The following is a 25,326-nucleotide window of genomic DNA, read 5'->3' on the forward strand; positions in this document are numbered from 1 at the left end:
TTAGCCGCGCGGCAGACATCTGCGTTGAAGCGCTGGCTGCGGAGCGGTGGTCCGCACGCAGCAGCCAGCGCAGCTTCTCGCCTTGGGATGGCTCAATCCGCCTTGACGGCGAGCACCGGGCAATTCACACCCAGCAGGATCTCTTGTGCCGTGCTGCCCAGCAGCAATTTGCCCACGGGCGAGCGGCGGCGCAGGCCAATCACCACCAGCGAGGCAGGCAGCGTGTCCACCAGCTCTTCAATCTCTTCCACAGTGCCGCGGCCGCGCACGAAGTGCTTGAACTCGGCCGGCACCGGCAGCGCGGCCAAGCGGTCGGCCACGCGCTCGCCTTCGTAGCCGTCGACCACGCCGTCATGGCTGTCGCGCCCGCCCGGGCCCGCGTTGACGACCACCAGCGCTTCATTGCGGCGGGTGGCGATTTCAATGCCTTTGTCCAGTGCGGCCCGGCCTTCGGGGCGCGCCACATAGGCGACGAGAATGGTCATGTGTAGCCTTTCTAAGGGTAAATAAGACACGCCATCGGGCGCATCGGCGACAGCATAGGGGCACCGCCACCGCGGGGGGAGAGGGAAAGCCTGATGTCACCGTCGCCCAGGCGACGAGGTCGATGCGTATCGCTTACGCCACACTGCGGGGGGGTATGCCTTCCGTTCGTCCGGGATGCTCCGACCTGTGTACTCGCGACCCATGCTTTGACGCCCTGATGCTGCCTACAATGAGAGCGCCTGCACACCTTAGCTAAGGTGACATAGGCTGGCGTCAGCACCTCGCACCTCGTGCATTCATGGCATGAGGCGGCGCCAAAATCGGTTTAACCAGTGCATCGACGCGGGTGAGCTTCCCATCTTCCCGGAGGAAATATCCATGCACAACAACCACGCATCAGGCTATTGGAAAGCCGAGGCAGGTCTGCCCAAGTCGGGCAGCAAAGCATTCGTGCGGGCCGCTGTCGCAGCAGCAGCGATGACGATCGCCGCTGGCGCATATGCCGACGATTTCAGCGCAGCGGGCGCCCACACCTATCAAGTCCCTGCAGGGGTGACGTCGATCACCGTTCAGGTCGTCGGTGGCGGCGGCGGTGGCGGCGGATACGACCGCCAAGGCGGCAATGGCGGCACGGGCGGCAGCGCGGCCAGCGTGCAGGCGGTCATTGCTGTCACGCCCGGCAGCACGGTGAACGTCATGGTGGGTAGCGGCGGCGGTCTCGGCACATCCGACAACGATCCCAACCCCGCTGCGGGCGGGGCAGCGGGTTCCGGTGCCGCCTCGGGTGGCGTGGGCGGTTTGGCTGGCGCGCAAGGGGCCAGCGGTAGCGGCGGCGGCGGCGGCGGCTCGAGCAGCGTGACCGTGGCGGGCAACGTCGTGCACGCCGCCGGTGGCGGTGGCGGTGGCGGCGGCTCAGGCACCACGTCGGCTTTGAACGGCGGCTCGGGCGCAGCAGCAGCTCCGAATGGGAGCTGCGGCAGCCTTGGCGCTGGCGCGGCAGGCCTTCAGCCCAGCGTCGACGGCGGTGGCGGCGGCGGCGGTGGCGGCGGCGCGGGTACCGCCGGTACGGCCGGTGTCGATAACGGAACCGCTGCAACGGGCGGCGGCGCAGGTCAGTCCTGCTACACCGGCGCAGGCGTTTCTGGCGTTGCGACCAGCGCGGCGCCCTCGGGCACTGGCGTGGGTGGTAGCGGCGGTGCTTCTGCGGCGCGCACACGCGCGACCGCAGGCACGGCCGGTTTCGTGTCCATCGTGCCGACGGCTGCCCCTGCTGCAGTGCCTACGCTGGGCGAATGGTCGTTGCTGGTGCTGGGTGCTGCTGCGGCGGCGCTGGGCATGCGCGGAATGCGCCGCCGCGCGTCCGCAGGAGCGTGATCCACGCAACGCAACGCCTGGCCGCTGGCCGGGCGCGCTAAAGAAAGGCGGGCATGGCCCGCCTTTTGTTTTGCAGGGTGACGGACGAGATGAATGCTCTGGCCGTGTCCGGTTGGCTCGGCTCAGGCTGCCCGCCCGCGCGGCCGCCTGTCAGATCATCGCCGCAGGGTCGTCGGTCGTTTCAAGGAAAACGCGCGCCTTGCGGGGTGACACCAGCACGGTGTCGCCTTCTTTAAGCTGCAGCGCGCGGTATTCCTCGGCGCCCAGGTGCGCTTCGAGCAGCTGGGTGGTGTCGCCCTCGGCGGGCACCAGTTCCAGCCGGGCGATGGGGCCCACCACCAGGGCGCGATCCAGCCGTGCCGCCAGGCCGGGCGCGCCGGCAACGTAACGCGACACGACCAGGTCGCTGGGCCGCACGAAGGCCATGGCGTCCGCGCCCAAGGCGCCGGCGACTTCTGGCGCGGCAAGCTGCCAGTCGCCCACCTGCATCTGCCCGTCGCTGGCGCGGCCGCGAAACAGATTCACGTCGCCCAGAAAGCCGTAAACGAAGGGGCTGGCGGGCTGTTCCCACACCTGCTGGGGCGTGCCCACCTGTTCGATCTGGCCCTTGTTCATCACGACCACGCGGTCGGCCACTTCCAGCGCTTCTTCCTGGTCGTGCGTGACGAAGATGCTGGTCACGTGCAGTTCGTCGTGCAGGCGGCGCAGCCAGCGGCGCAGCTCCTTGCGCACCTTGGCGTCCAGCGCGCCGAAGGGTTCGTCCAGCAGCAGCACCTTCGGCTCGACGGCCAGGGCGCGTGCCAGGGCGATGCGCTGGCGCTGGCCGCCCGACAGTTGCGAGGGATAGCGGTCGGCCAGCCAGTCCAGCTGCACCAGCTTGAGCAGGTCGGTCACCTTGGCCTTGATCTGCGCGTCGCTGGGGCGCTGGCTGCGCGGCTTCACGCGCAGGCCAAAGGCCACGTTCTCGGCCACCGTCATGTGGCGAAACAGCGCGTAGTGCTGAAACACGAAGCCCACCTGCCGGTCGCGCACGTGCACCTCGGTGGTGTCCTCGCCTGAAAACAGAATGCTGCCCGTGTCGGCCGATTCCAGGCCCGCGATGATGCGCAGCAGCGTGGTTTTGCCGCAGCCCGACGGGCCCAGTAGCGCGACCAGCTCGCCCGATTCGATGTCCAGGCTGACGTCGTTCAGCGCGCGGAAGCTGCCAAACTGCTTGGTGACATGGCGGATCTCGATGCTCATGTTCTTGCTTTCAAATCTATAGCTGCTGGCGCTGATGGGGCGGGCGCCAGAGCCTAATTTCATTCAAATCAATCAGGTGGCGCTCAGGTGCGGCGGAACCGGCTCCGGCGGCAGCATCTCGGCGCCCGCCTTCAGCTCGCGCGCATGGCGCCATTCGACGATCGACTTCAGCACCAGCGTGACGATGGCCAGCAGCGCCAGCAGCGAAGCCACGGCGAAGGCGGCGGCGCCCTGATATTCGTTGTACAGAATCTCGACGTGCAGCGGCATGGTGTTGGTCTGCCCGCGGATGTGGCCCGACACGACCGACACCGCGCCGAATTCACCCATCGCCCGCGCATTGCACAGGATCACCCCGTACACCAGGCCCCACTTGATGTTGGGCAGCGTCACGTGCCAGAACGTCTGCCAGCCGCTGGCGCCCAGCACCTGCGCGGCCTGCTCTTCGTCGGTGCCCTGCGCCTGCATCAGCGGAATCAGCTCGCGCGCAATGAAGGGGAAGGTGACGAATACGGTGGCCAGCACGATGCCGGGCACGGCAAAGACGATCTTGATGTTGTGCTCGGCCAGCCAAGGGCCCAACCAGCCTTGCGCGCCAAACACCAGCACGTAGATCAGGCCCGCCACCACGGGCGAGACGGAAAACGGCAGGTCGATCAGCGTCGTCAGGAACGACTTGCCGCGAAACTCGAACTTGGCGATGCACCAGGCGGCGGCCACGCCGAACACCAGGTTCATCGGCACGGCGATGGCGGCGGTGAGCAGCGTCAGGCGGATGGCGGCCAGCGCGTCGGGCTCTTTCAGCGCGTCCCAGTAGGCCTGCCAGCCGCCGCGCAGCGCTTCGACGAACACGGCCGCCAGCGGCAGCACCAGAAACAGGCCCATGAAGCCCAGGGCCAGCGCCGTCAGCAGCCAGCGCACACCGCGCGATTCGGTGGTGCTGACGCGTTTGGGAATGCCTGCGCTCATCGGGTGACCCTCCGTCCTTCGGACTGCGGGTGCGAGCACCTTCGGATCGGCCGTGCGGTGCTCATGCCGTACCCCCGTAGCGGCGGCGGCCCCAGGCCTGCAGGCCGTTGATGATCAGCAGCAGGATGAAAGAGATCAGCAGCATGACCGAGGCCACGGCGGTGGCGCCCGCGTAGTCGTACTGCTCCAGCTTGCCGATGATGATCAGCGGCGTGATTTCAGAGACCATTGGCATGTTGCCCGCAATGAAGATGACCGAGCCGTATTCGCCCACCGCGCGCGCAAAGGCCATGGCAAAGCCAGTCAGCAGCGCCGGCGCAATGGCCGGGAAGATCACGCGCCAGAAGGTTTGCCAGCGCGTGGCGCCCAGGCAGGCGGCGGCTTCTTCCAGTTCTTTTTCGGTGTCTTCCAGCACCGGCTGCACGGTGCGCACCACGAAGGGCAGGCCGATGAAGATCAGCGCCACCACGATGCCCGCGGGCTTGAACGCCAGTTGAATGCCCAGCGGCTCCAGGTACTGGCCGATCCAGCCGTTGCCCGCCAGGATGGCCGTCAGCGCAATGCCCGCCACGGCGGTGGGCAGCGCAAAGGGCAGGTCGACCAGCGCGTCAGCGATCTTCTTGCCCGGAAACTGGTAGCGCACCAGCACCCAGGCGATCAGCAGACCCGCCACCACGTTGACCAGCGCGGCAATCAGCGAAGCGCCGAAGGTCAGCCGGTACGACGCGACCACGCGCGGCGAGCTGACGGCGGCCCAAAACTCGGGCCAGGTCATCGACAAGGTCTTGAACACCAGCGCCGACAGTGGGATCAGCACGATCAGGCTGAGGTACAGCACCGTGTAGCCCAGCGTGATGTTGAAGCCCGGCAGCACACGCCGCGCGGCGCGCCGGCGCGGCGGCGCCAGCGTGCCGGGGGAGGAAAGGGTCGCGGTACTCATATCAATTTGATAGCTGCCCGCGCTTGACTGATAAGCGCTGGAGGCCTAAAACACTTATAAATGGTTGATCGCCGGATCTCGGTTGCCGGGCCAAGTGCGCGATCAGCGGAAGGCCTTTTAAGGTCGATAAGGCGCCACACCCAGCGGCCGCCGCGCAAGGGCCGCCCCGCAGCGCTGGCGGCGTCCCCTCGCCCGCAGCGCGCAGCGCGAAGAGAGCGGGGGGAAGCGGCGCAGCCGCTCAGGGGGGATTACTTGCTCGGCTGGTACAGCTTGTCGAACTGGCCGCCGTCGTTGAAGTGCACCTTCTGCGCTTCAGCCAACGAGCCGAAGTACTGGTTCACCGAGAACAGCTTGATCGGCTTGAACTGGGGGTACTTCTTCAGGATGGCTTCGTTGCTGGGGCGGATGTTGTGCTTGGCGGCAATCTCTTGCCCCTCGGGCGAGTAGAGGAAGTCCAGGTAGGCCTTGGCTTGCTCGGCCGTGCCTTTCTTGGCCACCGTGCGCTCCACCACGGCCACCGGGTTTTCGGTGATCAGGCTGGCGCTGGGGTGAATGGCGTCCACCTTGCCCTTGCCGAATTCGTTGTCCACCGACACCACTTCGGATTCGAAGGTGATCAGCACGTCGCCGATGCCCCGCTGCAGGAACACGCCCGTGGCGTCACGACCGCCGCGCGCCAGCACCGGCACGTTCTTGTACAGCTTGGTCACGTAGTCCAGCGCCTGGGCGTCGGTGCCGCCCTTGGCGCGCACCTGGCCCCACGCGGCCAGATAGGCCATGCGGCCGTTGCCACCGGTTTTGGGGTTGACCACCACCACCTTCACGTCGGGGCGGATCAGGTCGTCCCAGTCCTTGATGTTCTTGGGGTTGCCGTTGCGCACCAGGAACAGCATGGTGGACGTGGTGGGCGCCGCGTGGTTGGGAAACTTGTTGCGCCAGTCCTTGGCCACCACGCCCTTGTCGGCCAGGAAGTCGATGTCGGTGGTGGTGTTCATCGTCACCACGTCGGCGTCCAGGCCGTCGGCCACGGCGCGCGCCTGCGCGCTGGAGCCCGCGTGCGACTGGTCTACCTTGATGTCTTTGCCCGTGGCTTTCTTGTAGCTGGCGATGAAGGCGGGGTTGATGTCCTTGTAGAACTCACGCGCCACGTCGTACGACACGTTCAGCAGCGTGGTTTGGGCAGATGCCAGGGATGCGGCGGCCAGCGCAACGGCGCCCAGCGTCAGTTTCAGCGTTGTTTTCATGAAAATCGATCGGCAAGAGAGCAAAGATAGGCACGATTGTGGGAGCGCGCCCATCCAATACAAACGACTTTGTTTTTCTGTTCTTATGTCGAATTCCGAATAAGCAGCAAATCCTCTGCGCGCTACCTTAGCCACGCCAGCGCGTTCAACCCGGCTGCGATAGCGCCTTCGGCGCGCATCTTGCAGCCATCGGGCGAGGGCCGGCGGCGACGGGCTCGGAAAGCGTAGGGCGACTCATGCAGCGAGAGTTTCGGTGGTGGGCGCTGCCCGCCGTGAAGTGGCCGCGCAGCCCACCGAGGCGGCCATGATCAGGCCGATGGCAAGCCATTGGGCGGCGCTCAGGCGCTCGTCCAGCAGCAACAGCGCCAGCAGGGCGGCCACGGCGGGCTCCATGCTGATCATGATCCCGAAAGCCTCTTTGGGCAGGCGCTTGAGGGCCACCATCTCCAGCGAAATCGGGATCGCGCTGGACACCGCTGCCACGCCCACCGCCACCAGCAACACGCCGGGCGTGAAAAGCGCCGCCCCCGCGTGCGCTACCCCAAACGGAAACACCACCAGCGCGGCTACCGTGAGCCCCAGCGCCACAGAATGCCCGGCATGCAAGTGGCCCAGGCGCTTGCCAAAGATGATGTAGAGCGCCCAGAACGTGGCCGCGGACAGCGCCCACAGCACGCCGATCACATCCAGATGCGTGTCGCCAACGCCCACGGGCAGCAGCAATGCCAGGCCGACGATCGCCAGCGCAATCCACACAAAATCCAGCGCCCGGCGGGAGCCGAGGATGGCCACGGCCAGCGGCCCGGCAAACTCGATCGCCACCGCCACGCCGAAGGGAATGCTGCGCAGCGACATGTAGAAACTGAGGTTCATCAGCCCCAGCGTGACACCGTAGAGCAGCACCGCCTTCACGTCGCGCGGCGCCAGGCGCCAACGCCACGGGCGCCACAGCGCCAGCAGCAGCAGCGCTGAAAACCCCACGCGCAGCGCCGTGGTGCCCTGCGCGCCCACCGCCGGAAACAGCGTGTGCTTGGCCCACGATGTGCCCAGGCCCAGCGCCGTCACCGAGCCCAGCACCGCCAGAAACGGCACCAGAGACGAAAGAAACGGCGCCCGCTGCGCCGTGGAGGTGGAGGTCATGGCGCGACTGTAGCGCCCGGTGCACCAGGGCGGACGCCGGCAGGGGCGCAGGCCCCCGCCGTGGCGATCAGCCCGCGCGCCGCTGCGAGGCCAGCCGCTGCACCACCGCCACCAGGCGGTCGATCTCGTCAAAGGTGTTGTAGAAAGCCAGCGAGGGCCGCACCGTTGTCTCCACCCCGAAGCGGCGCAGGATCGGCTGCGCGCAATGGTGCCCGGTGCGCACGGCAATGCCTTCGTCGTTCAGCGCCTGGCCCACCTGCTCGGTGCTGTAGCCGTCAAGCACGAAAGACATCACGCTGGCTTTGTCGGCCGCCGTGCCGATCAGCCTCAGCCCCTTGATGGGGCGCAGGGCATCCATGCCGTAGACCAGCAGGTCGTGTTCGTAGCGCGCGATGTTCTCGATGCCGATGCGGTTCACGTAGTCGATGGCCGCGCCCAGGCCCACCGCGTCGGCGATGTTGCCGGTGCCCGCCTCGAACTTGTTCGGGATGGGCTGGAACACGGTCTTCTCGAAGGTGACGTCGGCAATCATGTTGCCGCCACCCTGCCACGGGGGCATGTCTTCCAGCACTTCGCGCTTGCCCCAGACCACGCCAATGCCGGTGGGGCCGAACACCTTGTGGCCCGAGAACACGAAGAAGTCCGCGCCAATGTCCTGCACGTCCACCCGCATGTGCGAGACGGACTGCGCGCCGTCGACCAGGGCCTTGGCGCCCGCGCGGTGCGCCAGATCGACGATCTCCTTCACCGGCACCACGGTGCCCAGCGCGTTCGACACCTGCGTGACGGCGACGATCTTGGTGCGGTCGTTCAGCAGCTTGCGGTATTCGTCCAGCAGCACCTGGCCCGAATCGTCCACCGGGATCACGCGCAGCTTGGCGCCCTTGGCGGCGGCCAGCTGCTGCCACGGCACGATGTTGGCGTGGTGCTCCAGGTTGCTGACGATGATTTCGTCGCCTTCACCGACGTGCTGGCCGCCCCAGCTCTTGGCCACCAGGTTGATGGCTTCGGTGGTACCGCGCACGAAGATCACCTCGTTCACATCCGGCGCGTTGATAAAGCGCTTGACCCGCTCGCGCGCACCTTCATAGGCATCGGTGGCGCGCGCTGCCAGCTCGTGCGCGGCGCGGTGGATGTTGGAGTTCTCGTGCTCGTAGAAGTACGCGATGCGCTCGATCACCGACCTGGGCTTGTGCGTGGTGGCCGCGTTGTCGAACCAGACCAACGGCTTGCCGTTCACGCGCTCGGCCAGGACGGGGAAGTCGCGCCGCACGGCGTGCACGTCAAACGCCGGATGCCGATCCGCGCCAGCCAGCGGTGCCGGGGTGCGCGCGCCGGGCGTGGCGGGGGTGACGTAGCCCGAGGGCAATACCACCGAATCCACAAAGTAGTAGCGCGGTTCGCCCGCCAATGCGCCTTGCGGCCCGTCGTGGGGCGCAGGCGCTGACGTGGCCTGCGGAACCGATGCCGTGGCAAACGGCGAGCGGGCGAGGGCGTCCAGCGGATCTGCGGCGGGTGCCAGGTCGGCCTTGCCGGGTGCTGGCTGGCCGTGTCCGGTGTTCAAGAAGTAGTAGGGGGCGGCGCCCGCCGCTGGTTGCGTCGTGGCCGACTGGGTGCTGGCGCCCGTGGCTTGCGGCACCCCCAGCACCGCACTGCCAAAGCGCGGCTCGTACGCCGGCAAGGTGCTGGTGACCAGATCGGGCAGGCCGTTGCCGGACTGCGCGTGCGGCACCAAGGCGGGCGCGCGATGCGCCAGGGAGGCGAGGGGCGTGGGCGAAGCCGGCAGCATATTGCCGCCGGGCAGCACGCCCTGCGGCAGCGGCGTGCCGGGCACAGAAGGGCCGAAGCCCGCCGGGCTGGCCAGCGGCGATCCGGGCGGGGCGATGTTCACCGGCGCCTGCACGCCAGCGGGCTGCGCCAACTGACCGGCGCCGGGCAGCTGGGCTGGCGGCGTGACGGGCAGGCCGGCCACCGACGCCAGGCCAGACGGGCCGGCCGCTTCACCGGGCAGCGCCGCGAACATGGCCGAAGCCAGGCGCGCCAGCTGGGCGGGATCGATCGGCGCCTCCAGGCCCGGTGGCACGGCCACGGGTGGGGAAGCTGTGGTCATGGTGCGTGCGCCGCTTTACTTGTAGGTGTCCAGCGCGGAATAGTCGTGGTAACGGTTGATCTCCACGTCGTCCAGCACGGCCAGCGCGTCGGGCGTCAGCACGGCCAGCGAGCAGTACTGCGAGATCAGGTACGACGCAATCGCGTGGTTGTTGATGCCCATGAAGCGCACCGACAGGCCGGGGCCCTGCTCGCCCGGAAGACCCGGCTGGAACAGGCCGACCACGCCCTGGCGCTTGTCGCCCACACGCAGCAGGATGAACTTGCTCTTGCCATCGGCCACGGGCACCTTGTCCGACGGAATCAGCGGCACGCCGCGCCAGGTGATGAATTGCGAGCCGAACAGGCTCACCGTCGGCGGCGGCGTGCCGCGGCGCGTGGCTTCGCGGCCGAAGGCGGCGATCGCCAGCGGGTGGGCCAGGAAGAAGGCGGGCTCTTTCCACACCTTGGTCAGCAGCTCATCCAGATCGTCGGGCGTGGGCGGGCCAGACAGCGGGAAGATGCGCTGGTCTTCGGTCACCTGCGCCAGCAGGCCGTAGTCGGGGTTGTTGATCAGCTCGCTTTCCTGATTTTCCTTGATCGTCTCGATCGTCAGGCGCAGCTGCTCCTTGATCTGGTCGTGCGGGCTGCTGTACAGGTCGGACACGCGCGTGTGCACGTCCAGCACGGTGCTCACGGCATTGAGGAAATACTCGCGCGGGTTTTCCTCATAGTCCACGTAGGTGCGTGGCAGCTGGTTTTCTTCTTCCTTGGCGGTGCAGGTGACCTTGATGGCCTCGGGGTTCTTGACCTTGTTCAGGCGGTAGATACCGGCTTCGACGGGCACCCATTGCAACAGGTGCGTCAACCAGCGCGGGGTGATGGTGGCAAGCTGCGGAACGGTCTTGGTGGCGTTGGCAAGCTGGCGCGCGGCCAGATCGCCCAGGGCGGTGGTGCCGCCGACGGTGGCTGTCATGTGAGTCACTCCGTGAGTCGGAAAAGAAAAGTGGGGTGGCAGCGCAGGGGCTACCGGACGCGTTCAAGTGTCTTGGCGAGGCGGGTCTGCCTCAACCGGCTATACCCATCAACACGTGGCGGCGCTGGCTGGCCAGGCGGTGGCGGTGCTCGGCCTCCAGCACCAACGCGCTCAGCTCGATGCCCAGTGCGCTCGCCAGCTTCTGCGCGGTTTGCAGCGAAGCCACGGCTTCACCGCGCTCCAGCTCGCCCACATAGGTGCGGTTCAGGTTGGCGGCCGCCGCCAGGCGCTCCTGCGACCAGCGCCGCTGGTCGCGCTGGCAGCGCAGCGTCAGGCCGAACTGCGCGGCGATGTCCAGTGAAAAAGGTTCGGCAGCGGCGGGCGAGGTCATCAGATCGGCTCCGGCGAAGTGGCTGCGGCGTCCTGTGAGTGCGACAGCGCCAGTTGCGCGCCCGCAGGCACGTTGTGCGTGACCCAGACGTTGCCGCCCAGCGTTGCGCCAGCGCCAATGGTGATGCGCCCCAGCACCGTGGCGCCGGCGTAGATGACCACGTCGTCCTCGATCACCGGGTGGCGCGGCGCGCCTTTCTTGAGCTGCCCCGTCTCGTCCGTGGGAAAGCGCTTGGCGCCCAGCGTCACGGCCTGGTAGATGCGCACGCGCTGGCCAATGACGGCGGTTTCGCCAATGACGACGCCCGTGCCGTGGTCGATGAAGAACGACGCGCCGATCGTCGCGCCGGGGTGGATGTCGATGCCGGTGGTGGCGTGCGAAAGCTCGGCGATCAACCGCGCCAGCAGCGTGGCACCCAGGCTGTACAGCGTGTGCGCCAGGCGGTGGTTGATGATGGCGTGCACGCCGGGGTAGCACAGCAGCACTTCGTCCACGCTGTGCGCCGCCGGGTCGCCGTGGTAGGCGGCCAGCACGTCCGTGTCGAGGATGCGGCGCGTGGCCGGCAGCGACGCGGCGAACGCCCGCACGATGTGCGCGGCGCGGCTTTGGGCCTCGCGCGGCGACAGGTGTGCGTGGCGGGCCGAGTGCTGCAGCTCCAGCTGGAGCTGCTCGCCCAGCGTGTGCAGCACGCGGTCCAGGGTAGAGCCGATGTAGAAGTCTTCTGCGTCCTGGCGCAGGTCGGGCGGGCCCAGCCGCATCGGAAACAGCAGGCCGTGCAGATCGACCATCAAGCCCCGCAAGACTTCGCGCGAAGGCAGGTCTCGGCCCCGCGGCTCCAGTGACCGGCCCTGGGCCAGGCGCCAGTCGGTGCGGGCGTCGCGCAGCTCGGCAACGATCTGGCCGATGTCCAGCGGCAAGGTGTGGGCAAGGTCGTCGTGGCGCGTCATGGCTAGAGGCGGGAAGGCGTTGAAGGGCGGTGAGGTACTAAAGCAGGGCGCGGCCTCAGTCCTGCACCCAGGGCAGGCCGCGATAGCGCCAGCCGTCGCTGCCGCCGCGGTGCTGGTCGGTGTCGATCTCGCCTTCAAAGCCTTCCAGGACGTTGAAAACGTGCGTGAAGCCCGCCTTGGCGGCGGCTTCGGCGGCCAGCGCCGACCGCTTGCCGCTGCGGCACAGCAGCAGCACGGTGCTGTCCTTGCCCACCTTGGCTTCCAGCTCGCGGGCGAAGCGGGGGTTGCGCGTCAATGCGGTGCCGGTGGCCCACGGCACGTGCAGGCTGTCGGGCACATGGCCGACAAACTTGCGTTCTTCGGCGGTGCGCACGTCCACCAGGCGGGCGTCGCCCGCTTCGACCAGTGCCCAGGCCAGCTTGGGCGGCACCTGACCGTGAAACGGCAGGCCCTGGTCGGCCGCCTGGTGTTCGATGTCGCGCAAGGCTTCCAGCGCGGGGCTCAGGGTATCCAGCGTGCTCATGGTGTCTCGATTCGTTGGGGGTGGATTCGCTCAGCGCAGCCACCAAGCGATCAGCGGCAGGGCGATGGCCGCGGCGAGGATGGCGATGCGCTCGCCAAGGCCCATGCCGTGGCGCGTGGAATGGGGGGCTGCGGCGTCGGCCGCGCCGGGCGGCGTGTCGAACGGGGCAGCGCCCCAGTCCGTGGGCTCTGTGCCGCGCCAGTGGGTGTGGGGCCGGGTGAACAACATGGTGGATGCGCCTTGGGTTTTCCGCCAGACCACCTCAGCGCCAGCCGGCGGCCAGGCCGGGGTAGGTGGGCCAGTAGGGCCATTGCTCGGCCGTCACGTCGCTGCCGGCCCGTGGGGCGCGCACGGCCTGGCCCAGCTTGGCGCGCCCAGGCAAGGTCGGCAGGGCGGCGCGCACGCGCACAGGGGCAAGCGCCACCGCTGACCCGCCCACGCAGCGCATCTCATCGGTCACGCCCCAGTCGCGGGCGGTGACGCTCAGCACGGCTTGTGCGGCGGCGAGGTGGGTGCGTGTGCTCATGGCGATACTCCTGAAAACATAGCGCGTTGCGCAGGTGCGGCCAGCGCTGGGGCTTATTTCTGTGTATAGATCTGGTCGAACTGGCCGCCGTCGGCAAAGTGCAGCTTGCTCGCTTGCGTCCAGCCGCCAAAGGCCTGGTCGATGGTGAACAGGTTCAGCTTGGGAAACTGCTTGGCGTACTTGGCAATCGCCTTGTCGGAGATGGGGCGGTAGAAATGCTTGCCCGCCAGGTCCTGGCCTTCGTCGCTGTACAGGTATTCGAGGTACGCCTGCGCCACCGGGCGCGTGCCGCGTTTGTCCACCGTCTTGTCGACCACGGTGACGGCCGGCTCGGCCAGGATCGACAGGCTGGGGTACACCACGTCGAACTTGGTGCCGAACTCTTTCTCAAGCAGGTAGGCCTCGTTCTCCCAGGCGATCAGCACGTCGCCCTGGTTGCGCTGCCCGAAGGTGATGGTCGAGCCGCGCGCACCCGTGTCCAGCACCGGCACGTTCTGGTACAGGCGGCCGACAAAGTCCTTCGCCTTGGCGTCGCCACCGTACTTGCGCTTGGCGTATTCCCAGGCGGCCAGGTAGTTCCAGCGCGCCCCGCCCGACGTTTTCGGGTTGGGGGTGATCACCTTCACGCCGGGCTTGACCAGGTCGTCCCAATCCTTGATGCCTTTCGGGTTGCCTTCGCGCACCACCAGCACGATGGTGGATGTGTAGGGCGAGCTGTTGTGCGGCAGGCGCTTTTGCCAGTCCTTGGGAATCCAGTTGCCGTGCGTGTGCAGCGCGTCGGTGTCGCCGGCCAGCGCCAGCGTGGCGACGTCGGCCTCCAGCCCGTCGATGATCGACCGCGCCTGCTTGCCCGAGCCGCCGTGCGACTGCTTGATGGTCACGGCCTGGCCGGTCTTGGCCTTCCAGTGGGCGGAAAACGCCTTGTTGAAGTCGACGTAGAACTCGCGCGTGGGGTCGTAGCTGACGTTCAGCAGCGTTACCGGCGCCGGCTGCGCCCAGGCGGACACGGTGGTGGCAAGCAGGGCGGTGGCGGCCAGCGCGTTCAGGGCGGTGCGGCGGCGAAGAGACATGGGAAGGCCTTTATCGTTGGATGGGTCAATCAGGAAGGCGATGGTCGCGCCGGGCCCCGCAAAAGCGAACGAATCATTTTTTGTTTGCTTATGCGCAGAGTGAGGTGCGCCTGGGCGCTTTGTGCGGACCAGGGGCGGTCACGGGCGCGGGCGGCCCGCGCCAGACGGGCAGCGCCAGCCCGCGTGGCATGATTTCGGCATGTCGCCCGCATCAGACCGTTCACAGGCTTTGCGCCACCTCTCGCTCAACTGGTTTGCCATGGTCATGGGCTTGGCCGGCCTGGCGCTGGCCTGGGCCCGTGCCGTGCCCTTGATGGGGGAAATGGCCGGCGCCGGGGCGATCGTGCTGGCGGGCGTGGCCGCGGTGCTGTTTCTGGCGCTGGGCTTGTTTTCTGCGCTGCGGTGGCAGCACCACGCAGCGGCGCTGGCGGGCGATTTGTCGCACCCGGTGCGCCACGCTTTTGTGGCGGCGCTGCCGATTTCGTTGATCCTGCTGGCCACCGCCGCCACCTGGCTGGTCGGGGCCGAGCCCTGGGTGGCGGCGCTGTGGTGGCTGGGCTCGCTGTCCCAGATGGCCGCCACCGTGTGGGTGGCCGGGCGGTGGCTGAGCGCCGACAAGGGCCGCGCGCTGGGCTGGCCTGCCGTGACGCCGGCGCTTTTGCTGCCCGCCGTGGGCAATCTGCTGGCGCCGCTGGCGGGCGTGGCGCTGGACGCGCCCGTCTGGTCGGCGGCGCAGTTTGGCGTGGGCGCGCTGCTGTGGCCGGTGGTGCTGGCGCTGCTGCTGGCGCGCATCGCCGTGCAGGGCGTGTGGTCTGAAAGGCTGCTGCCGCTGACCTTCATCACCGTGGCGCCGCCGGCCGTGATGGGCACGGGCGCGCTGGCCCTGGGCGGCGCGCCGGTGCTGGCGTGGATGTGCTGGGGCGTGGCGCTGTTCTTTTTGCTGTGGAGCGCCCACACCGTACGGCGCATGCTGGCGCAACCGTTCTCGATCGCGTTCTGGGCGCTGGGCTTTCCGCTGTCGGCCTTCGCGGCGCTGACCCTGCGGCTGGCCATGCAGTTTCCGCAGCTTCAGTTGATCGGCATGGTGTCGCTGGCGGTGGCGTCGGTCGTCACGGTGCTGCTGGGCATGGCCACCTGGAAGGGCGTGCGCGAGGGTTCCCTGCTGCAGGCCGAGCCGGTCGCCATCGTCGCCGTGCCGGGCTCTGGCCAGCCACCCGGCCCGCAGTGAAGCGCGGGCGCTGCGCGGCGCGGGCTGAGCGCCGCAGCGCCAGCCAGACTTGTGAATGAAAATGGCCCCTGGCGCAGGCTGTACCAGCGCTGGCAGCTATCAGAATAATAGTGATCGGCGTGCGCGACACCTGCCTGTGGCGCCCCGCCCGCGCAGCCGCCCCGATAATTCAGCCATGTCCGATGCCCCCACTTTCCGCCGCGCACCCCGGCCCGAGGCCGCCGCGCCGGCTGTGCCCGCCGCCGGCGTTCGCCTGAACAAACGCTTGGCCGACATGGGCCTGTGTTCGCGCCGCGAGGCCGACGAATGGATCGAGCGCGGCTGGGTGCTGGTCAACGGGCAGGTGGCCGCCATGGGCACCAAGGTTGGCCCGCAAGACCGCGTGACCGTGGACCGCCGCGCCGACGCCGCGCAGGCCGAGCGCGTCACCGTGCTGCTGCACAAACCCGTGGGCTACGTCAGCGGCCAGGCCGAGGACGGGCACGAGCCCGCGGCCGCGCTGTTTCAGGCGCGCAACCACTGGCGCGAAGACCCTTCGCGCACGCGCTTTGCGTCGGCCCAGCACAAGGGGCTGGCGCCCGCCGGCCGGCTGGACATCGATTCCACCGGCCTGCTGGTGCTGACGCAGGACGGCCGCATCGCCCGCCAGCTGATTGGCGAGGATTCCGACGTGGAAAAGGAATACCTCGTGCGCGTGGCCTATGGCGACCTGGTGCAGAACGTGCAGGCCGCCTTCCCGCCCGCGCAACTGGCGCGCCTGCGCCACGGCCTGAGCCTGGACGGCAAGCCGCTGCGCCCCGCGCGCGTGGATTGGCAAAACCCCGAGCAGCTGCGCTTCATCCTCAAGGAAGGCAAGAAGCGCCAGATCCGCCGCATGTGCGAGGCGGTGGGGCTGAAGGTCACCGGCCTCAAGCGCGTGCGCATTGGCGGCGTCACGCTGGGGCATCTGCCAGCCGGGCAGTGGCGCTATCTGGGGCCGAACGAGCGGTTTTGACGCCGCGCCGTCTGCCCGCCACCGCCTTGGCCGCCGCCGCCCCGCCGCGCGCCAGGCTTGAACGGGGCGGATTCACCCTCATTTAGGGGACTCGGGCGCGCCCATCCGGCTTGGCTGGCGCCGCTGCCCCTCACTTGTTTTTGTTCACCGACCTGATCGACACCCATGAGCACCCAAAAACATGCTTTCCAGGCCGAAGTGGCGCAGCTGCTGCACCTGGTCACCCATTCGCTGTATTCCAACCCCGAGATCTTCCTGCGCGAACTGATCTCCAACGCTTCCGACGCCTGCGACAAGCTGCGCTACGAAGCCCTGGCCGACCCGGCGCTGTACGGCGACCAGCCTGAGCTGGAAGTGCGCATTGCCACCGACAAGGCCGCGAAAACGCTCACCGTGACCGACACCGGCATCGGCATGAGCGAGGCCGAGGCGATTGCCCACCTGGGCACCATCGCCAAGAGCGGTACCAAGGATTTCATGAGCAAGCTGTCGGGCGACCAGAAGGCCGATTCGCAGCTGATCGGCCAGTTCGGCGTGGGCTTTTACTCGGGCTTCATCGTGGCCGACAAGATCGTCGTGGAATCGCGCCGCGCCGGCCTGCCCGCCAACCAAGGCGTGCGCTGGACGAGCAAGGGCGATGGCGACTTCGAGGTGGAAACCATCACCCGCGAAGCGCGCGGCACCAGCGTCATCCTGCACCTGCGCGAAGACGCGCTGGAATTCGCCGACGGCTGGCGCCTGAAAGAGCTGATCGGCAAGTATTCCGACCACATCTCGCTGCCCATCAAGATGGAAGGCGAAACCTGGGTCGAAGGCAAGGAAGAAGGCCAGGCCGGCCACATGGCCAAGACCGGCGAGTGGGAAACCGTCAACCAGGCCAACGCGCTGTGGACGCGCCCCAAGAAAGACATCACCGACCAGCAGTTCAAGGACTTCTACCAGCAGCTGGCGCACGACTGGGAGCCGCCGCTCGCCTGGAGCCTGAACCGCGTCGAGGGCAACACCGAATACACGCAGCTGCTGTACCTGCCCAGCCACGCGCCCATGGACCTGTGGGACCGCGACCGCAAGGCGGGCATCAAACTGTACGTGCGCCGCGTCTTCATCATGGACGACGCCGAGCAGCTGATGCCGCGCTACCTGCGCTTCATCAAGGGCGTGGTGGATTCGGCCGACCTGCCGCTGAACGTCAGCCGTGAGCTGCTGCAGGAAAGCCGCGACGTGCGCGCCATCCGCGACGGCAACACGCGCCGCGTGCTGAGCATGCTGGAAGGCATGGCCAAGGACGAGCAGGCCGCTGGCGGCGCCGACGCCGCCGAGGCCGCCAACGCCGAAGGCAAGATCGACGTGGGCACCGGCGACGCCACCCCCGCGCCCGAACCGACCGAGCTGCACGGCGACGCCGTGACCGACGTGGTCGACAAGAGCGAAGCGCCCACCGCCGCCGACACGGCCGTCAAATTTGCCGAAGACAAGGCGAAAGAGCCGGGCAAATACGCCATCTTCTGGGGTGCTTTCGGCGCCGTGCTGAAAGAAGGCCTGGGCGAAGACAACGCGCACCGCGACCGCATCGCCAAGCTGCTGCGCTACGCATCGACCACCGCCGAGGGCGAAACCGTGTCCTTCGCCGACTACAAGGCGCGCATGAAGGAAGGGCAGAAGGCGATCTACTACATCACCGCCGACACGCCCGCCGCCGCGCGCAACAGCCCGCAGCTGGAGGTGTTCAAGAAAAAGGGCATCGAAGTGCTGCTGATGACCGACCGCGTCGACGAATGGGCGCTGTCGTACCTGCCCGAATTCGAAGGCACGCCGCTGCAGTCGGTGGCCAAGGGCGCGGTGGACCTGGGCGATCTGCAGGACGAAGCCGAGAAGAAAGCCGCCGAAGCGGCCGCCGAATCGGTCAAGCCGCTGCTGGACAAGCTCAAGGAAGCGCTCAAGGGCGAGGTGGAAGACGTGCGCGTCACCACGCGCCTGGTGGATTCGCCGGCCTGCCTGGTGGTCAAGGACGCTGGCATGAGCATGCAGCTGGCGCGCATGCTCAAGCAAGCCGGCCAGCCCGTGCCCGAAACCAAGCCCGTGCTGGAAATCAACGCCGAGCACCCGTTGGTCAAGAAGATGGAAACGCTGGAAGCCGGCACGCCGCGCTTTGACGACCTGGCCCACGTGCTGTTCGACCAGGCGCTGCTGGCCGAAGGCGGCATGCCGACCGACCCGGCGGCCTACGTGCGGCGCGTGAATGCGCTGCTGGTTTGATGTGAAATCGGCTGCCAGCGCTGGTGTATCCAGCGCTGGCAGCTATCATTTTTGAAATGATTCGCTGGCCTTGTCGCGCTGCTGGCAGCGGGGCCGGCAATCGGTTTCGCCAGACAGCCTGACGCTGAGCCGCCCAAGCTGAGTGGCGCCGCGTTTCAAAGCTGCTGCGCGAACAGCTTGGCCCCGCGCAGCAGCATCTCTACCGCCAGGGCCACCAGGATCAGGCCCATCAGCCGCTCAAACGCCTGCAGCACGCGCGGGCCGACGATGCGCTGCAGGCGCTCGGCCAGCACCAGCACCACGGCGCAGACGGCCATCGTCACGCACAGCGCGCCCACCCATTCCCAGCGCTGCTGGGGCGCCTGGCTGACCAGCAGCATCACCGTGGCCAGCGCCGAGGGGCCAGCCAGCGCAGGGATGGCCAGCGGCACGATCAGCGGCTCGGTAGCGGGCCCATCCGCCTCGGCCGCCGGGCGCGGCGGCGCCGGGAACACCATGCGCAGCGCGATCAGAAACAGCACCACGCCCCCGGCGATCTGCAGCGACAGCGGGGACAGGTTCATCACGCGCAAGAATCCGTCGCCAGCGAACATGAAGGCCAGCAGCAGCAAAAAGGCGATCAGCACTTCGCGCAGGATCACCCACGGGCGGCGCGCGTCCGGCACCGACTTCAGCGCGCTGGCGAAGATCGGGATGTTGCCCAGCGGATCGGTGATCAGCAGCAGTAAGACGGTGGCAGAGGCGAAGGTGTAGGACGTCATGTGGGGCGGGCTGACCTGGCGTGCATCGCAGGGCTGCGGGGGTGTGGCGTTCAGGCGGCGCAAGCAGCGTACGGGCGGCGTGCGCTGGGCGGTGCATATTGTGCAGCGGTGCACTGGCTCGCTACCATCCGGGCTCCATCCCAAAGCACCCGAGGACACCCCTGCCATGAGCCAGCCCGCCATCGACTACAGCCGCTATCAGACCCTGCACATCACCCGCCGCGGCCAGGATGGCGCCGTGATCGATCTGCAGATGAAGGCGCAAAACGGCAAGCTGCCCACCGCAGGCCACGACGGCCACTGGGAGCTGAGCGAGATCTGGCGCGACATCGACAAGGACGACAGCGTGCGCGCCGTGGTGCTGCGCGGCGAAGGCATGGGCTTTTCCGGCGGTGGCGATCTGGCGCTGGTGCAGGACATGGCCAGCGACTTCGCCGTGCGCACCCGCGTGTGGAAAGAGGCGCGCGATTTGGTCTACAACGTCATCAACTGCGACAAGCCCATCGTCAGCGCCATGCACGGCCCCGCCGTGGGCGCGGGGCTGGTGGCAGGGTTGCTGGCCGACATTTCGATTGCCGCCAAGACCGCGAAGATCGTGGACGGCCACACCCGCCTGGGCGTGGCGGCGGGCGACCACGCCGCCATCTGCTGGCCGCTGCTGTGCGGCATGGCCAAGGCCAAGTACTACCTGATGCTGTGCGAGGCGGTGACGGGCGAAGAGGCCGAGCGCATCGGCCTGGTCTCACTGGCGGTGGACGACGACCAGCTGCTCACCAAAGCCTACGAAGTGGCCGACAAGCTGGCCGCCGGCAGCACCACGGCCATCCGCTGGACGAAGTATTCGCTCAACAACTGGTACCGCCAGGCGGGGCCGAGCTTCGACACCTCGCTGGCGCTGGAATTCATGGGCTTTGGCGGCCCGGACGTGCACGAGGGCGTGGCCAGCCTGCGCGACCGTCGCGCGCCACGGTATTGACCCCCTGAGCCGCTTCGCGTCTCCCCCTCTCTCTACGCGCTGTGCGCTTCGGGAGGGGAGACAACGCCAGTTCCCGGCGCAGGTCCGGGAACGGCGCTTGCTGGCTTGCTCCGCAGCCGCTGGCGGGTTGGCGCGGCGCATGCGAGTGTGTGTGATAGCGATATCGGCGTACTGCAAAAATAATAGCTTTCAGCGCTTGATGGACAAGCGCTGACGGCCGGTTTGATTGCTACTTGCCCTTCATCCGCGCCATCATCTGTTCGGTGTTGATCTTGCGGTCGGCGTTCACCTTCTGCACCGTGGGGCGCTCGCCCAGGCGCTTCAGGTAGTCCTTCACGGGCAGGCCCGCCAGCAGGTCTTCACCGTAGATGATCTTGGTGCAGCTGCTGACCAGCGGCAGGTGCACAGCCGCTGCGCAGTCGGCCAGGGTGAAGGTGTCGCCCGCCACGTAGGGCGAAAACTTGGCCAGCTGGCCAAACCCGGCGATGTACTTTTCAAGCAGCGGGCGCAGCTTGGCCTTCAGCCCGTCGCTGACGGTGCCGCCAAAAAACGCTTCGGGGTACAGGTTGCGCGCGGTCAGCTCCAGGTGCAGCTCCAGGTAGCGAACCAGCTCGCGCACCTTGGCCGCCTGGTAGGCGTTGGCGGGCAGCAAAGGGTGCTCGGGGTAGCGGTCTTCCAGGTATTCGAGCAGGATGGTGGATTCGCTCAGCGGGCCGTCTTCGGTGATCGCGTAGGGCACCTTGCCCAACGGGCTGGCGGCGGCGTCGGTCTGGCCCAGCCAGGCCAGTTCTTCTTCAAAGGGCACGCCTTTTTCGAGCAAGGCCAGTTTCACCTTGTTGTAGTAGTTGCTGCCAGCGAAGCCACAGAGCTTGAACATATCGGTCTCCTCAATTGAACCGCGCAGCGTAGCGGGTTCGGCCCGCGCCATCAGTCGCGCAGCGGACGGCATGCCATAATCGCCCGCATGTCTTGGCGGCAGCTTCACCACCGGTTTGGGCGCCTGGCGCTCGTCTGGTTTGCGCTTGCGCTGGGCGTGGCCGCCGCGTCGCCATGGGTGGCCCCGCGTGCGTACCAGATGGTGTGCGCGCAAGGCAGCGTGCAGCTGATGGCCGTCGGCGACGATGATCCGGGCCCGGTGCCTCAGGGCCACACGCTGGATTGCGCGCTGTGCCTGCTGGTGGGCGCACCCCCGGCCGACGTGCCGGCCACCGCGCTGCCTACCGCGCGCCCCTTGCTCGGCAACCGCTGGGCGCAGGCCGAGGCGCCGCGCGTGGCGGGCGTCTGGGCGCCCCTTCCTGCCCGCGGCCCGCCCGTGCGCGCTGCCTGAGCCGCGCCAGCCGCGCACCCGCCCGCCAGGCTTGGCGATTGGCGGGCGGTGCGGCGGCGGGCTCTGCCTCATTTCTTCACCGATCCACTGCGCGGTTGCATCGCTATGCACCGGTATGCGCCGCGAGGGCCCCAGCGCCGATGCGGGGCTGTGCGGGATCGGCCTGTCCAAGCGACACCCTGAAATCTGAAGGAGGACACCATGACTGTCCCAGCTTTACGTTCTATCTTTAGCGCCGCCGCGGCGGCCACTCTTGCCTCCTTGGCGCTGACCGGTGCTGCCCAGGCCCACATCACGCTGGAGCAGCGTACGGCCCACGCCGGCAGCACCTACAAGGCGGTGTTCCGCGTGGGGCACGGCTGCGCCGGCTCGGCCACGCGCGCGGTTGTCGTCTACTTGCCCGCTGGCGTGACCCACGCCCATCCCATGCCCAAGCCCGGCTGGGCGCTGGACGCGCTGCCCGCCAGCGGCGAAGCCACGCAGATCGCCTGGCGCGGCGGCCCGCTGCTGGACGCGCACTACGACGAGTTCGTGCTGCGCGCGCAGCTGCCGGCGCAGCCCGGCCCGCTGTGGTGGCGCGTGCAACAAGTGTGTGAAAACGGCGAGGTGGACTGGGCCAAGGTGCCCGCCACCGGCACCGACACCCACGGCCTGGCCACACCGGCGGCGCTGCTGCAGGTGCTGCCCGCAGCCGACGCCGCGGCGGCAAGCGCCGCACCCACAGCACCGGCCCCTGCCGATGCCGCGGCACCCGCCGGGCACGCTGGCCACGCCGGACACGCGCACTGATGCGCGGCATGATTCACTCCATTCACCCCGCCTGAGAGGCTTCACCATGATTTCCCATCGTTTTCTGCCGCACGCCCTGACGGCGGCGCTGTGGCTGGGCGCCAGCGCTGGCGCCTGGGCGCAACCTGCCACCGCCACCGCCGCCCCCAGCGCGCCCGCCCCCACGGCCGCCAACCCTGGCGATACGGTGCGTGTGACCCAAGCCTGGGCGCGCGCCAGCGTGCCTGGCCAAAAGGCCACGGGTGCCTTCATGACCTTGACCGCCAGCACCCCGATGCAGCTGGTGCGCGTGGCGTCGCCCGTGGCCGGTGTGGCCGAGGTGCATGAAATGGCCATGCAAGGCGGGGTGATGCGCATGCGCGCCATCCCGTCGCTGGCGCTGCCCGCTGGCAGCGCGGTCGAGCTCAAGCCCGGCGGCCACCACCTGATGCTGATGGACCTGAAGCAGCCGTTGAAGGCGGGCGAAACGGTGCCGCTGGCGCTGACCTTGCGCGACGCCCAGGGCCGCGAGTCGCGGCTGGATGTGCAGGTGCCGGTGCAACCTGTGGGCGCCGCGCCTGCCGCGGGCGGGCACCAGCACTGACGACAGGCGGGCGCCGCCGCGCCAGGCGCGCCCGCCCCTCGGCGCGGCAGGGTGATCGGTTAAGCTGCGGTCAAGCCCGCTGCAACACCGTGCCCGGCGCGCGGCGGCCCCCGGCTCCCATCTTCCGCGAGGTGCCCCTTGAGCGACGCCAACGCCTTTGCCTTCGGCAAGTTCATCCCCGGTTTTGAGTTCCTTCAGCAGCTGGCTTCGGCGCAAAAGGCCGGCAGCGCCATGCCGGGCCTGGGGCAATGGGTGGCGCCAACCGTGAGCTTGGACGAGCTGGACAAGCGCATCAGCGAACTCAAGGCCGTGCTGTTCTGGCTGGACCAGAACGCCACGGCGCTCAAGGCCACCATTCAGGCGCTGGAAGTCCAGAAAATGACGCTGGCCACGCTGCAGGGCATGAACGTCAGCATGAGCGAAGTGGCCAAGGCCTTCACCGCCGCCGTGCCCACGCCCGCCGCGCCCGCGCCGACATCGGCCGCGCGCACGCCAGCACCCGCACCCGGCGGCACGGCGCCAAGCTGGCCCTTCGTCGACCAACCCACGGCTGAGCCAGACACGCCAGCGCCCTCGCCAGAGCCGGAGCCTGTGGCCGACAGCGCGCCAGAGGCCGTGCAGGCCCCTGCGGAGCAAGCAGGCAGCGACAAGGGCGCACCGGTCGAAGAATCCAGCGCCGCCGCCACCAGCTCGGCCGCCAGCGCCTCTGCCGCCGCGCGCATGGCCGACGGCATGCAGTGGTGGAATGCGTTGACGCAGCAATTTCAACAAATCGCCGCCAGCGCCTTGCGCGAGGCGGTGCCGCCCAAAGCCAAGGCGGACGCGGGCGCCGCCGCCGGCACCCCCCAACCACCGGCCGCCGCGAAAGCCGCCGCCAAAGCTGCAAAGACCGCCAAGGCCCCGAAAGCCGCGCGCCCGAAGGGCGCCGCCAAGAAAGCGGCGTCGCCCAAGTCGGCGCCTCAACGCCCTTCCGCTCGTTCAACCGCAGGTCAGCGCGCAGCGGCCAAGAAGGGCGCGAAGGCCGAACCCAGCGCTGCCGCCAGCAAGAAAGCACCGGCCAAGAAGGCAGCGCCTGCGCGCGCCGCTTCGCGCGAAGCCGCACCGGCCCGCCAGGCCGGCGGCTGGCCTTTGCCGCCGCCGGCCAAACGGCGCTGAAACTTACCCACCCCATGAAGCAGGGCACGATGGCCCGGTTCTCCGCATGAAGCTGTTTCCCTATGGCCACGCCACACACCCCCAGTGGCAGATGGCATGCGGGCTGGTGCTGGCGCAGTTGCGCGCGCACATGGCCTTGCCCGACTACGCCGACGCGCCCACCCTGGGCCTGATCTACATCACCGACCACTACGCGGGTGCGGCGCGCGACATCCTGGACTACCTCGGCGCCGAACTGCCCGAGGTGACCGACTGGGCCGGCACCGTGGGCATCGGCGTGTGCGCCACCAATGCCGAATACATCGACGAGCCCGCGCTGACCGTGATGCTGTGCGCCGTGCCCAGCGACCAGTACCGCGTGTTTTCGGGCGTCATGCCGCTGGGCGGCGGCGCGCCGTTTCGCCCGCACACCGCGCTGGTCCACGCCGACGCGCAAACGCCCGACGTGCCCGAGCTGGTGGCCGAGCTGGCCCAGCGCACCGACACCGGCTATCTCTTCGGCGGCCTGTCCTCCAGCCGCAGCCAGGTGCTGCAGTTCGCCGTGGGCAGCCAGGGCCATGTGCGCGGGCAGGGCGCAGTGGGCGGCGTGATTGCCGGGGGCTTGTCGGGCGTGGCCTGGGGCGCGGGCGTGGCCTTGGTTTCGCGCGTCACGCAAGGCTGCCTGCCCGTGGCGCCTGAGCGGGAAATCACCGCGGCCGAGGGCAACGTGGTGCTGGCGCTGGACGGCCAGCCCGCGCTGGATGTGATGCTGGCCGACCTGCGCATCAGCCTGGACGCGCCGCGCGAGGCGCTGGCCGTGGTGCGCCAGACGCTGGTGGGCTTGTCCGACGCGGGCGAGCCCGGCGTGCGGCGCACCGGCGACTTCGGGCCGGACGTGGTGGTGCGCCACATCATCGGCGTCGATCCCGGGCGCCGCGGCGTGGCGATTGCCGAGCGGCCCCAGCCCGGCCAGCGCCTGGCGTTCTGCCAGCGCAACGTGCAGGCCGCCCGCGCCGATCTGATGCGCGTGTGCGCCGAAATCCGCGAAGAGCTGGAGCCAGAGGAAGTCACCGGCACCACGGCCGCGGCGCTGGCCGCCGCGCCGGAAGTGTCGGCGCCGCACCCTGCGCGGCGCATCGCCGGCGCGGTGTACATCAGCTGCTCAGGCCGCGGCGGCCCCCATTTCGGCGGGCCGGGGGCCGAGCTGCAGATCGTGCGGCACGCGCTGGGCGATGTGCCGCTGGTGGGCTTCTTTGCGGGTGGCGAAATCGCGCGCCACCATCTGTACGGCTACACCGGCGTGCTGACGGTGTTCGTGGCCGACGAATCCGCCGACGAATCCTCGGACTGACGCAGGCGGCG

At 68.5% G+C, this 25,326-nt stretch carries 26 protein-coding genes; 10 read left to right on the top strand and 16 right to left on the bottom strand.

Translation table 11 applies throughout. From position 1 onward, the window contains the following. Nucleotides 1–92: 92 nt before the first annotated feature. Complete coding sequence (locus C6570_RS05435) at nucleotides 93–485, bottom strand: universal stress protein (RefSeq protein ID WP_106702318.1); 393 nt, start codon at nucleotides 483–485, stop codon at nucleotides 93–95. 379 nt (nucleotides 486–864) lie between these two features. Here C6570_RS05435 and C6570_RS18485 point away from each other — a divergent pair, with 379 nt between their 5' ends. Continuing rightward, entirely contained in the window at nucleotides 865–1,860 is a 996-nt protein-coding gene (locus C6570_RS18485) for an IPTL-CTERM sorting domain-containing protein (RefSeq protein ID WP_123812212.1), read from the top strand. A gap of 150 nt (nucleotides 1,861–2,010) precedes the next feature. On the opposite strand, the gene C6570_RS05445 is transcribed toward C6570_RS18485, so the two are convergent. The 13 genes from C6570_RS05445 to C6570_RS05510 form a co-directional block, all read right to left on the bottom strand. Then, nucleotides 2,011–3,102: a sulfate/molybdate ABC transporter ATP-binding protein gene (locus C6570_RS05445; protein WP_106704530.1), complete on the bottom strand. Its 1,092-nt coding sequence runs from the start codon at nucleotides 3,100–3,102 to the stop codon at nucleotides 2,011–2,013. Between the two features lie 72 nt (nucleotides 3,103–3,174). Then, complete coding sequence (gene cysW, locus C6570_RS05450; RefSeq protein WP_106702320.1) at nucleotides 3,175–4,071, bottom strand: sulfate ABC transporter permease subunit CysW; 897 nt, start codon at nucleotides 4,069–4,071, stop codon at nucleotides 3,175–3,177. 61 nt (nucleotides 4,072–4,132) lie between these two features. Next, nucleotides 4,133–5,011: a sulfate ABC transporter permease subunit CysT gene (gene cysT, locus C6570_RS05455; protein WP_106702321.1), complete on the bottom strand. Its 879-nt coding sequence runs from the start codon at nucleotides 5,009–5,011 to the stop codon at nucleotides 4,133–4,135. Nucleotides 5,012–5,259: 248 nt separating this feature from the next. Continuing rightward, nucleotides 5,260–6,255, bottom strand: coding sequence for a sulfate ABC transporter substrate-binding protein (locus C6570_RS05465; protein WP_106702322.1), 996 nt, complete (start codon nucleotides 6,253–6,255; stop codon nucleotides 5,260–5,262). Between the two features lie 234 nt (nucleotides 6,256–6,489). After that, the gene (locus C6570_RS05470; protein WP_106702323.1) at nucleotides 6,490–7,395 is read right to left on the bottom strand and encodes an EamA family transporter; all 906 of its coding nucleotides are present in this window, start codon (nucleotides 7,393–7,395) and stop codon (nucleotides 6,490–6,492) included. 67 nt (nucleotides 7,396–7,462) lie between these two features. Next, nucleotides 7,463–9,505 (bottom strand): family 2A encapsulin nanocompartment cargo protein cysteine desulfurase, encoded by a 2,043-nt coding sequence (locus C6570_RS05475; protein ID WP_211297648.1) that lies wholly within the window; start codon nucleotides 9,503–9,505, stop codon nucleotides 7,463–7,465. A gap of 15 nt (nucleotides 9,506–9,520) precedes the next feature. Continuing rightward, complete coding sequence (locus C6570_RS05480) at nucleotides 9,521–10,459, bottom strand: family 2A encapsulin nanocompartment shell protein (RefSeq protein ID WP_106702324.1); 939 nt, start codon at nucleotides 10,457–10,459, stop codon at nucleotides 9,521–9,523. A gap of 91 nt (nucleotides 10,460–10,550) precedes the next feature. Next, the gene (locus C6570_RS05485; protein WP_106702325.1) at nucleotides 10,551–10,850 is read right to left on the bottom strand and encodes a helix-turn-helix domain-containing protein; all 300 of its coding nucleotides are present in this window, start codon (nucleotides 10,848–10,850) and stop codon (nucleotides 10,551–10,553) included. Continuing rightward, nucleotides 10,850–11,797, bottom strand: coding sequence for a serine O-acetyltransferase EpsC (gene epsC, locus C6570_RS05490; RefSeq protein WP_106702326.1), 948 nt, complete (start codon nucleotides 11,795–11,797; stop codon nucleotides 10,850–10,852). The genes C6570_RS05485 and epsC overlap by 1 nt, the downstream gene beginning before the upstream one ends. Nucleotides 11,798–11,852: 55 nt before the next feature. Continuing rightward, a complete protein-coding gene (locus C6570_RS05495; protein ID WP_106702327.1) occupies nucleotides 11,853–12,320 on the bottom strand; it encodes a rhodanese-like domain-containing protein in 468 nt (155 codons plus the stop codon). Nucleotides 12,321–12,350: 30 nt separating this feature from the next. Continuing rightward, the gene (locus C6570_RS05500; protein ID WP_106702328.1) at nucleotides 12,351–12,548 is read right to left on the bottom strand and encodes a hypothetical protein; all 198 of its coding nucleotides are present in this window, start codon (nucleotides 12,546–12,548) and stop codon (nucleotides 12,351–12,353) included. Nucleotides 12,549–12,582: 34 nt separating this feature from the next. Continuing rightward, entirely contained in the window at nucleotides 12,583–12,846 is a 264-nt protein-coding gene (locus C6570_RS05505) for a hypothetical protein (RefSeq protein ID WP_106702329.1), read from the bottom strand. A 53-nt stretch (nucleotides 12,847–12,899) separates the two neighbouring features. After that, nucleotides 12,900–13,916, bottom strand: coding sequence for a sulfate ABC transporter substrate-binding protein (locus C6570_RS05510; RefSeq protein ID WP_106702330.1), 1,017 nt, complete (start codon nucleotides 13,914–13,916; stop codon nucleotides 12,900–12,902). Between the two features lie 199 nt (nucleotides 13,917–14,115). Between C6570_RS05510 and C6570_RS05515 the strand changes: the two genes are divergently transcribed. The 3 genes from C6570_RS05515 to htpG all read left to right on the top strand — a co-directional run bounded on the left by C6570_RS05515 (nucleotide 14,116) and on the right by htpG (nucleotide 18,394). Then, complete coding sequence (locus C6570_RS05515) at nucleotides 14,116–15,144, top strand: SLAC1 family transporter (protein ID WP_106702331.1); 1,029 nt, start codon at nucleotides 14,116–14,118, stop codon at nucleotides 15,142–15,144. A gap of 175 nt (nucleotides 15,145–15,319) precedes the next feature. Then, on the top strand, nucleotides 15,320–16,138 hold the full coding sequence (locus C6570_RS05520) for a pseudouridine synthase (RefSeq protein WP_170100123.1): 819 nt from the start codon (nucleotides 15,320–15,322) through the stop codon (nucleotides 16,136–16,138). A gap of 165 nt (nucleotides 16,139–16,303) precedes the next feature. Further along, nucleotides 16,304–18,394, top strand: coding sequence for a molecular chaperone HtpG (htpG, locus tag C6570_RS05525; RefSeq protein ID WP_106702333.1), 2,091 nt, complete (start codon nucleotides 16,304–16,306; stop codon nucleotides 18,392–18,394). A 155-nt stretch (nucleotides 18,395–18,549) separates the two neighbouring features. Here the strand turns inward: htpG and C6570_RS05530 are convergent, their stop codons facing one another. Beyond that, nucleotides 18,550–19,155, bottom strand: a complete 606-nt coding sequence (locus tag C6570_RS05530) for a MarC family protein (protein ID WP_106704532.1) — start codon at nucleotides 19,153–19,155, stop codon at nucleotides 18,550–18,552. A 166-nt stretch (nucleotides 19,156–19,321) separates the two neighbouring features. On the opposite strand from C6570_RS05530, the gene C6570_RS05535 reads away from it, so the two are divergent. After that, entirely contained in the window at nucleotides 19,322–20,131 is an 810-nt protein-coding gene (locus C6570_RS05535) for an enoyl-CoA hydratase/isomerase family protein (RefSeq protein WP_211297649.1), read from the top strand. Nucleotides 20,132–20,360: 229 nt separating this feature from the next. Here C6570_RS05535 and C6570_RS05540 read toward each other — a convergent pair whose 3' ends face one another. Continuing rightward, on the bottom strand, nucleotides 20,361–21,008 hold the full coding sequence (locus C6570_RS05540) for a glutathione S-transferase (protein ID WP_106702334.1): 648 nt from the start codon (nucleotides 21,006–21,008) through the stop codon (nucleotides 20,361–20,363). An 87-nt stretch (nucleotides 21,009–21,095) separates the two neighbouring features. Here C6570_RS05540 and C6570_RS05545 point away from each other — a divergent pair, with 87 nt between their 5' ends. From C6570_RS05545 to C6570_RS05565, 5 genes are all read left to right on the top strand, one after another. After that, the gene (locus C6570_RS05545) at nucleotides 21,096–21,458 is read left to right on the top strand and encodes a DUF2946 family protein (RefSeq protein ID WP_106702335.1); all 363 of its coding nucleotides are present in this window, start codon (nucleotides 21,096–21,098) and stop codon (nucleotides 21,456–21,458) included. 201 nt (nucleotides 21,459–21,659) lie between these two features. Beyond that, nucleotides 21,660–22,247 (top strand): YcnI family copper-binding membrane protein, encoded by a 588-nt coding sequence (locus tag C6570_RS05550; RefSeq protein WP_106702336.1) that lies wholly within the window; start codon nucleotides 21,660–21,662, stop codon nucleotides 22,245–22,247. A 46-nt stretch (nucleotides 22,248–22,293) separates the two neighbouring features. Continuing rightward, on the top strand, nucleotides 22,294–22,830 hold the full coding sequence (locus C6570_RS05555) for a copper chaperone PCu(A)C (RefSeq protein ID WP_106702337.1): 537 nt from the start codon (nucleotides 22,294–22,296) through the stop codon (nucleotides 22,828–22,830). Between the two features lie 138 nt (nucleotides 22,831–22,968). Then, nucleotides 22,969–23,985, top strand: a complete 1,017-nt coding sequence (locus C6570_RS05560) for a PhaM family polyhydroxyalkanoate granule multifunctional regulatory protein (protein ID WP_106702338.1) — start codon at nucleotides 22,969–22,971, stop codon at nucleotides 23,983–23,985. Nucleotides 23,986–24,031: 46 nt separating this feature from the next. Further along, complete coding sequence (locus C6570_RS05565) at nucleotides 24,032–25,315, top strand: FIST signal transduction protein (protein WP_106702339.1); 1,284 nt, start codon at nucleotides 24,032–24,034, stop codon at nucleotides 25,313–25,315. The last annotated feature ends 11 nt before the right edge of the window (nucleotides 25,316–25,326 follow it).

The sequence above is a fragment of the Ottowia oryzae genome (assembly GCF_003008535.1).
Taxonomy (GTDB): Bacteria; Pseudomonadota; Gammaproteobacteria; order Burkholderiales; family Burkholderiaceae_C; genus Ottowia; species Ottowia oryzae.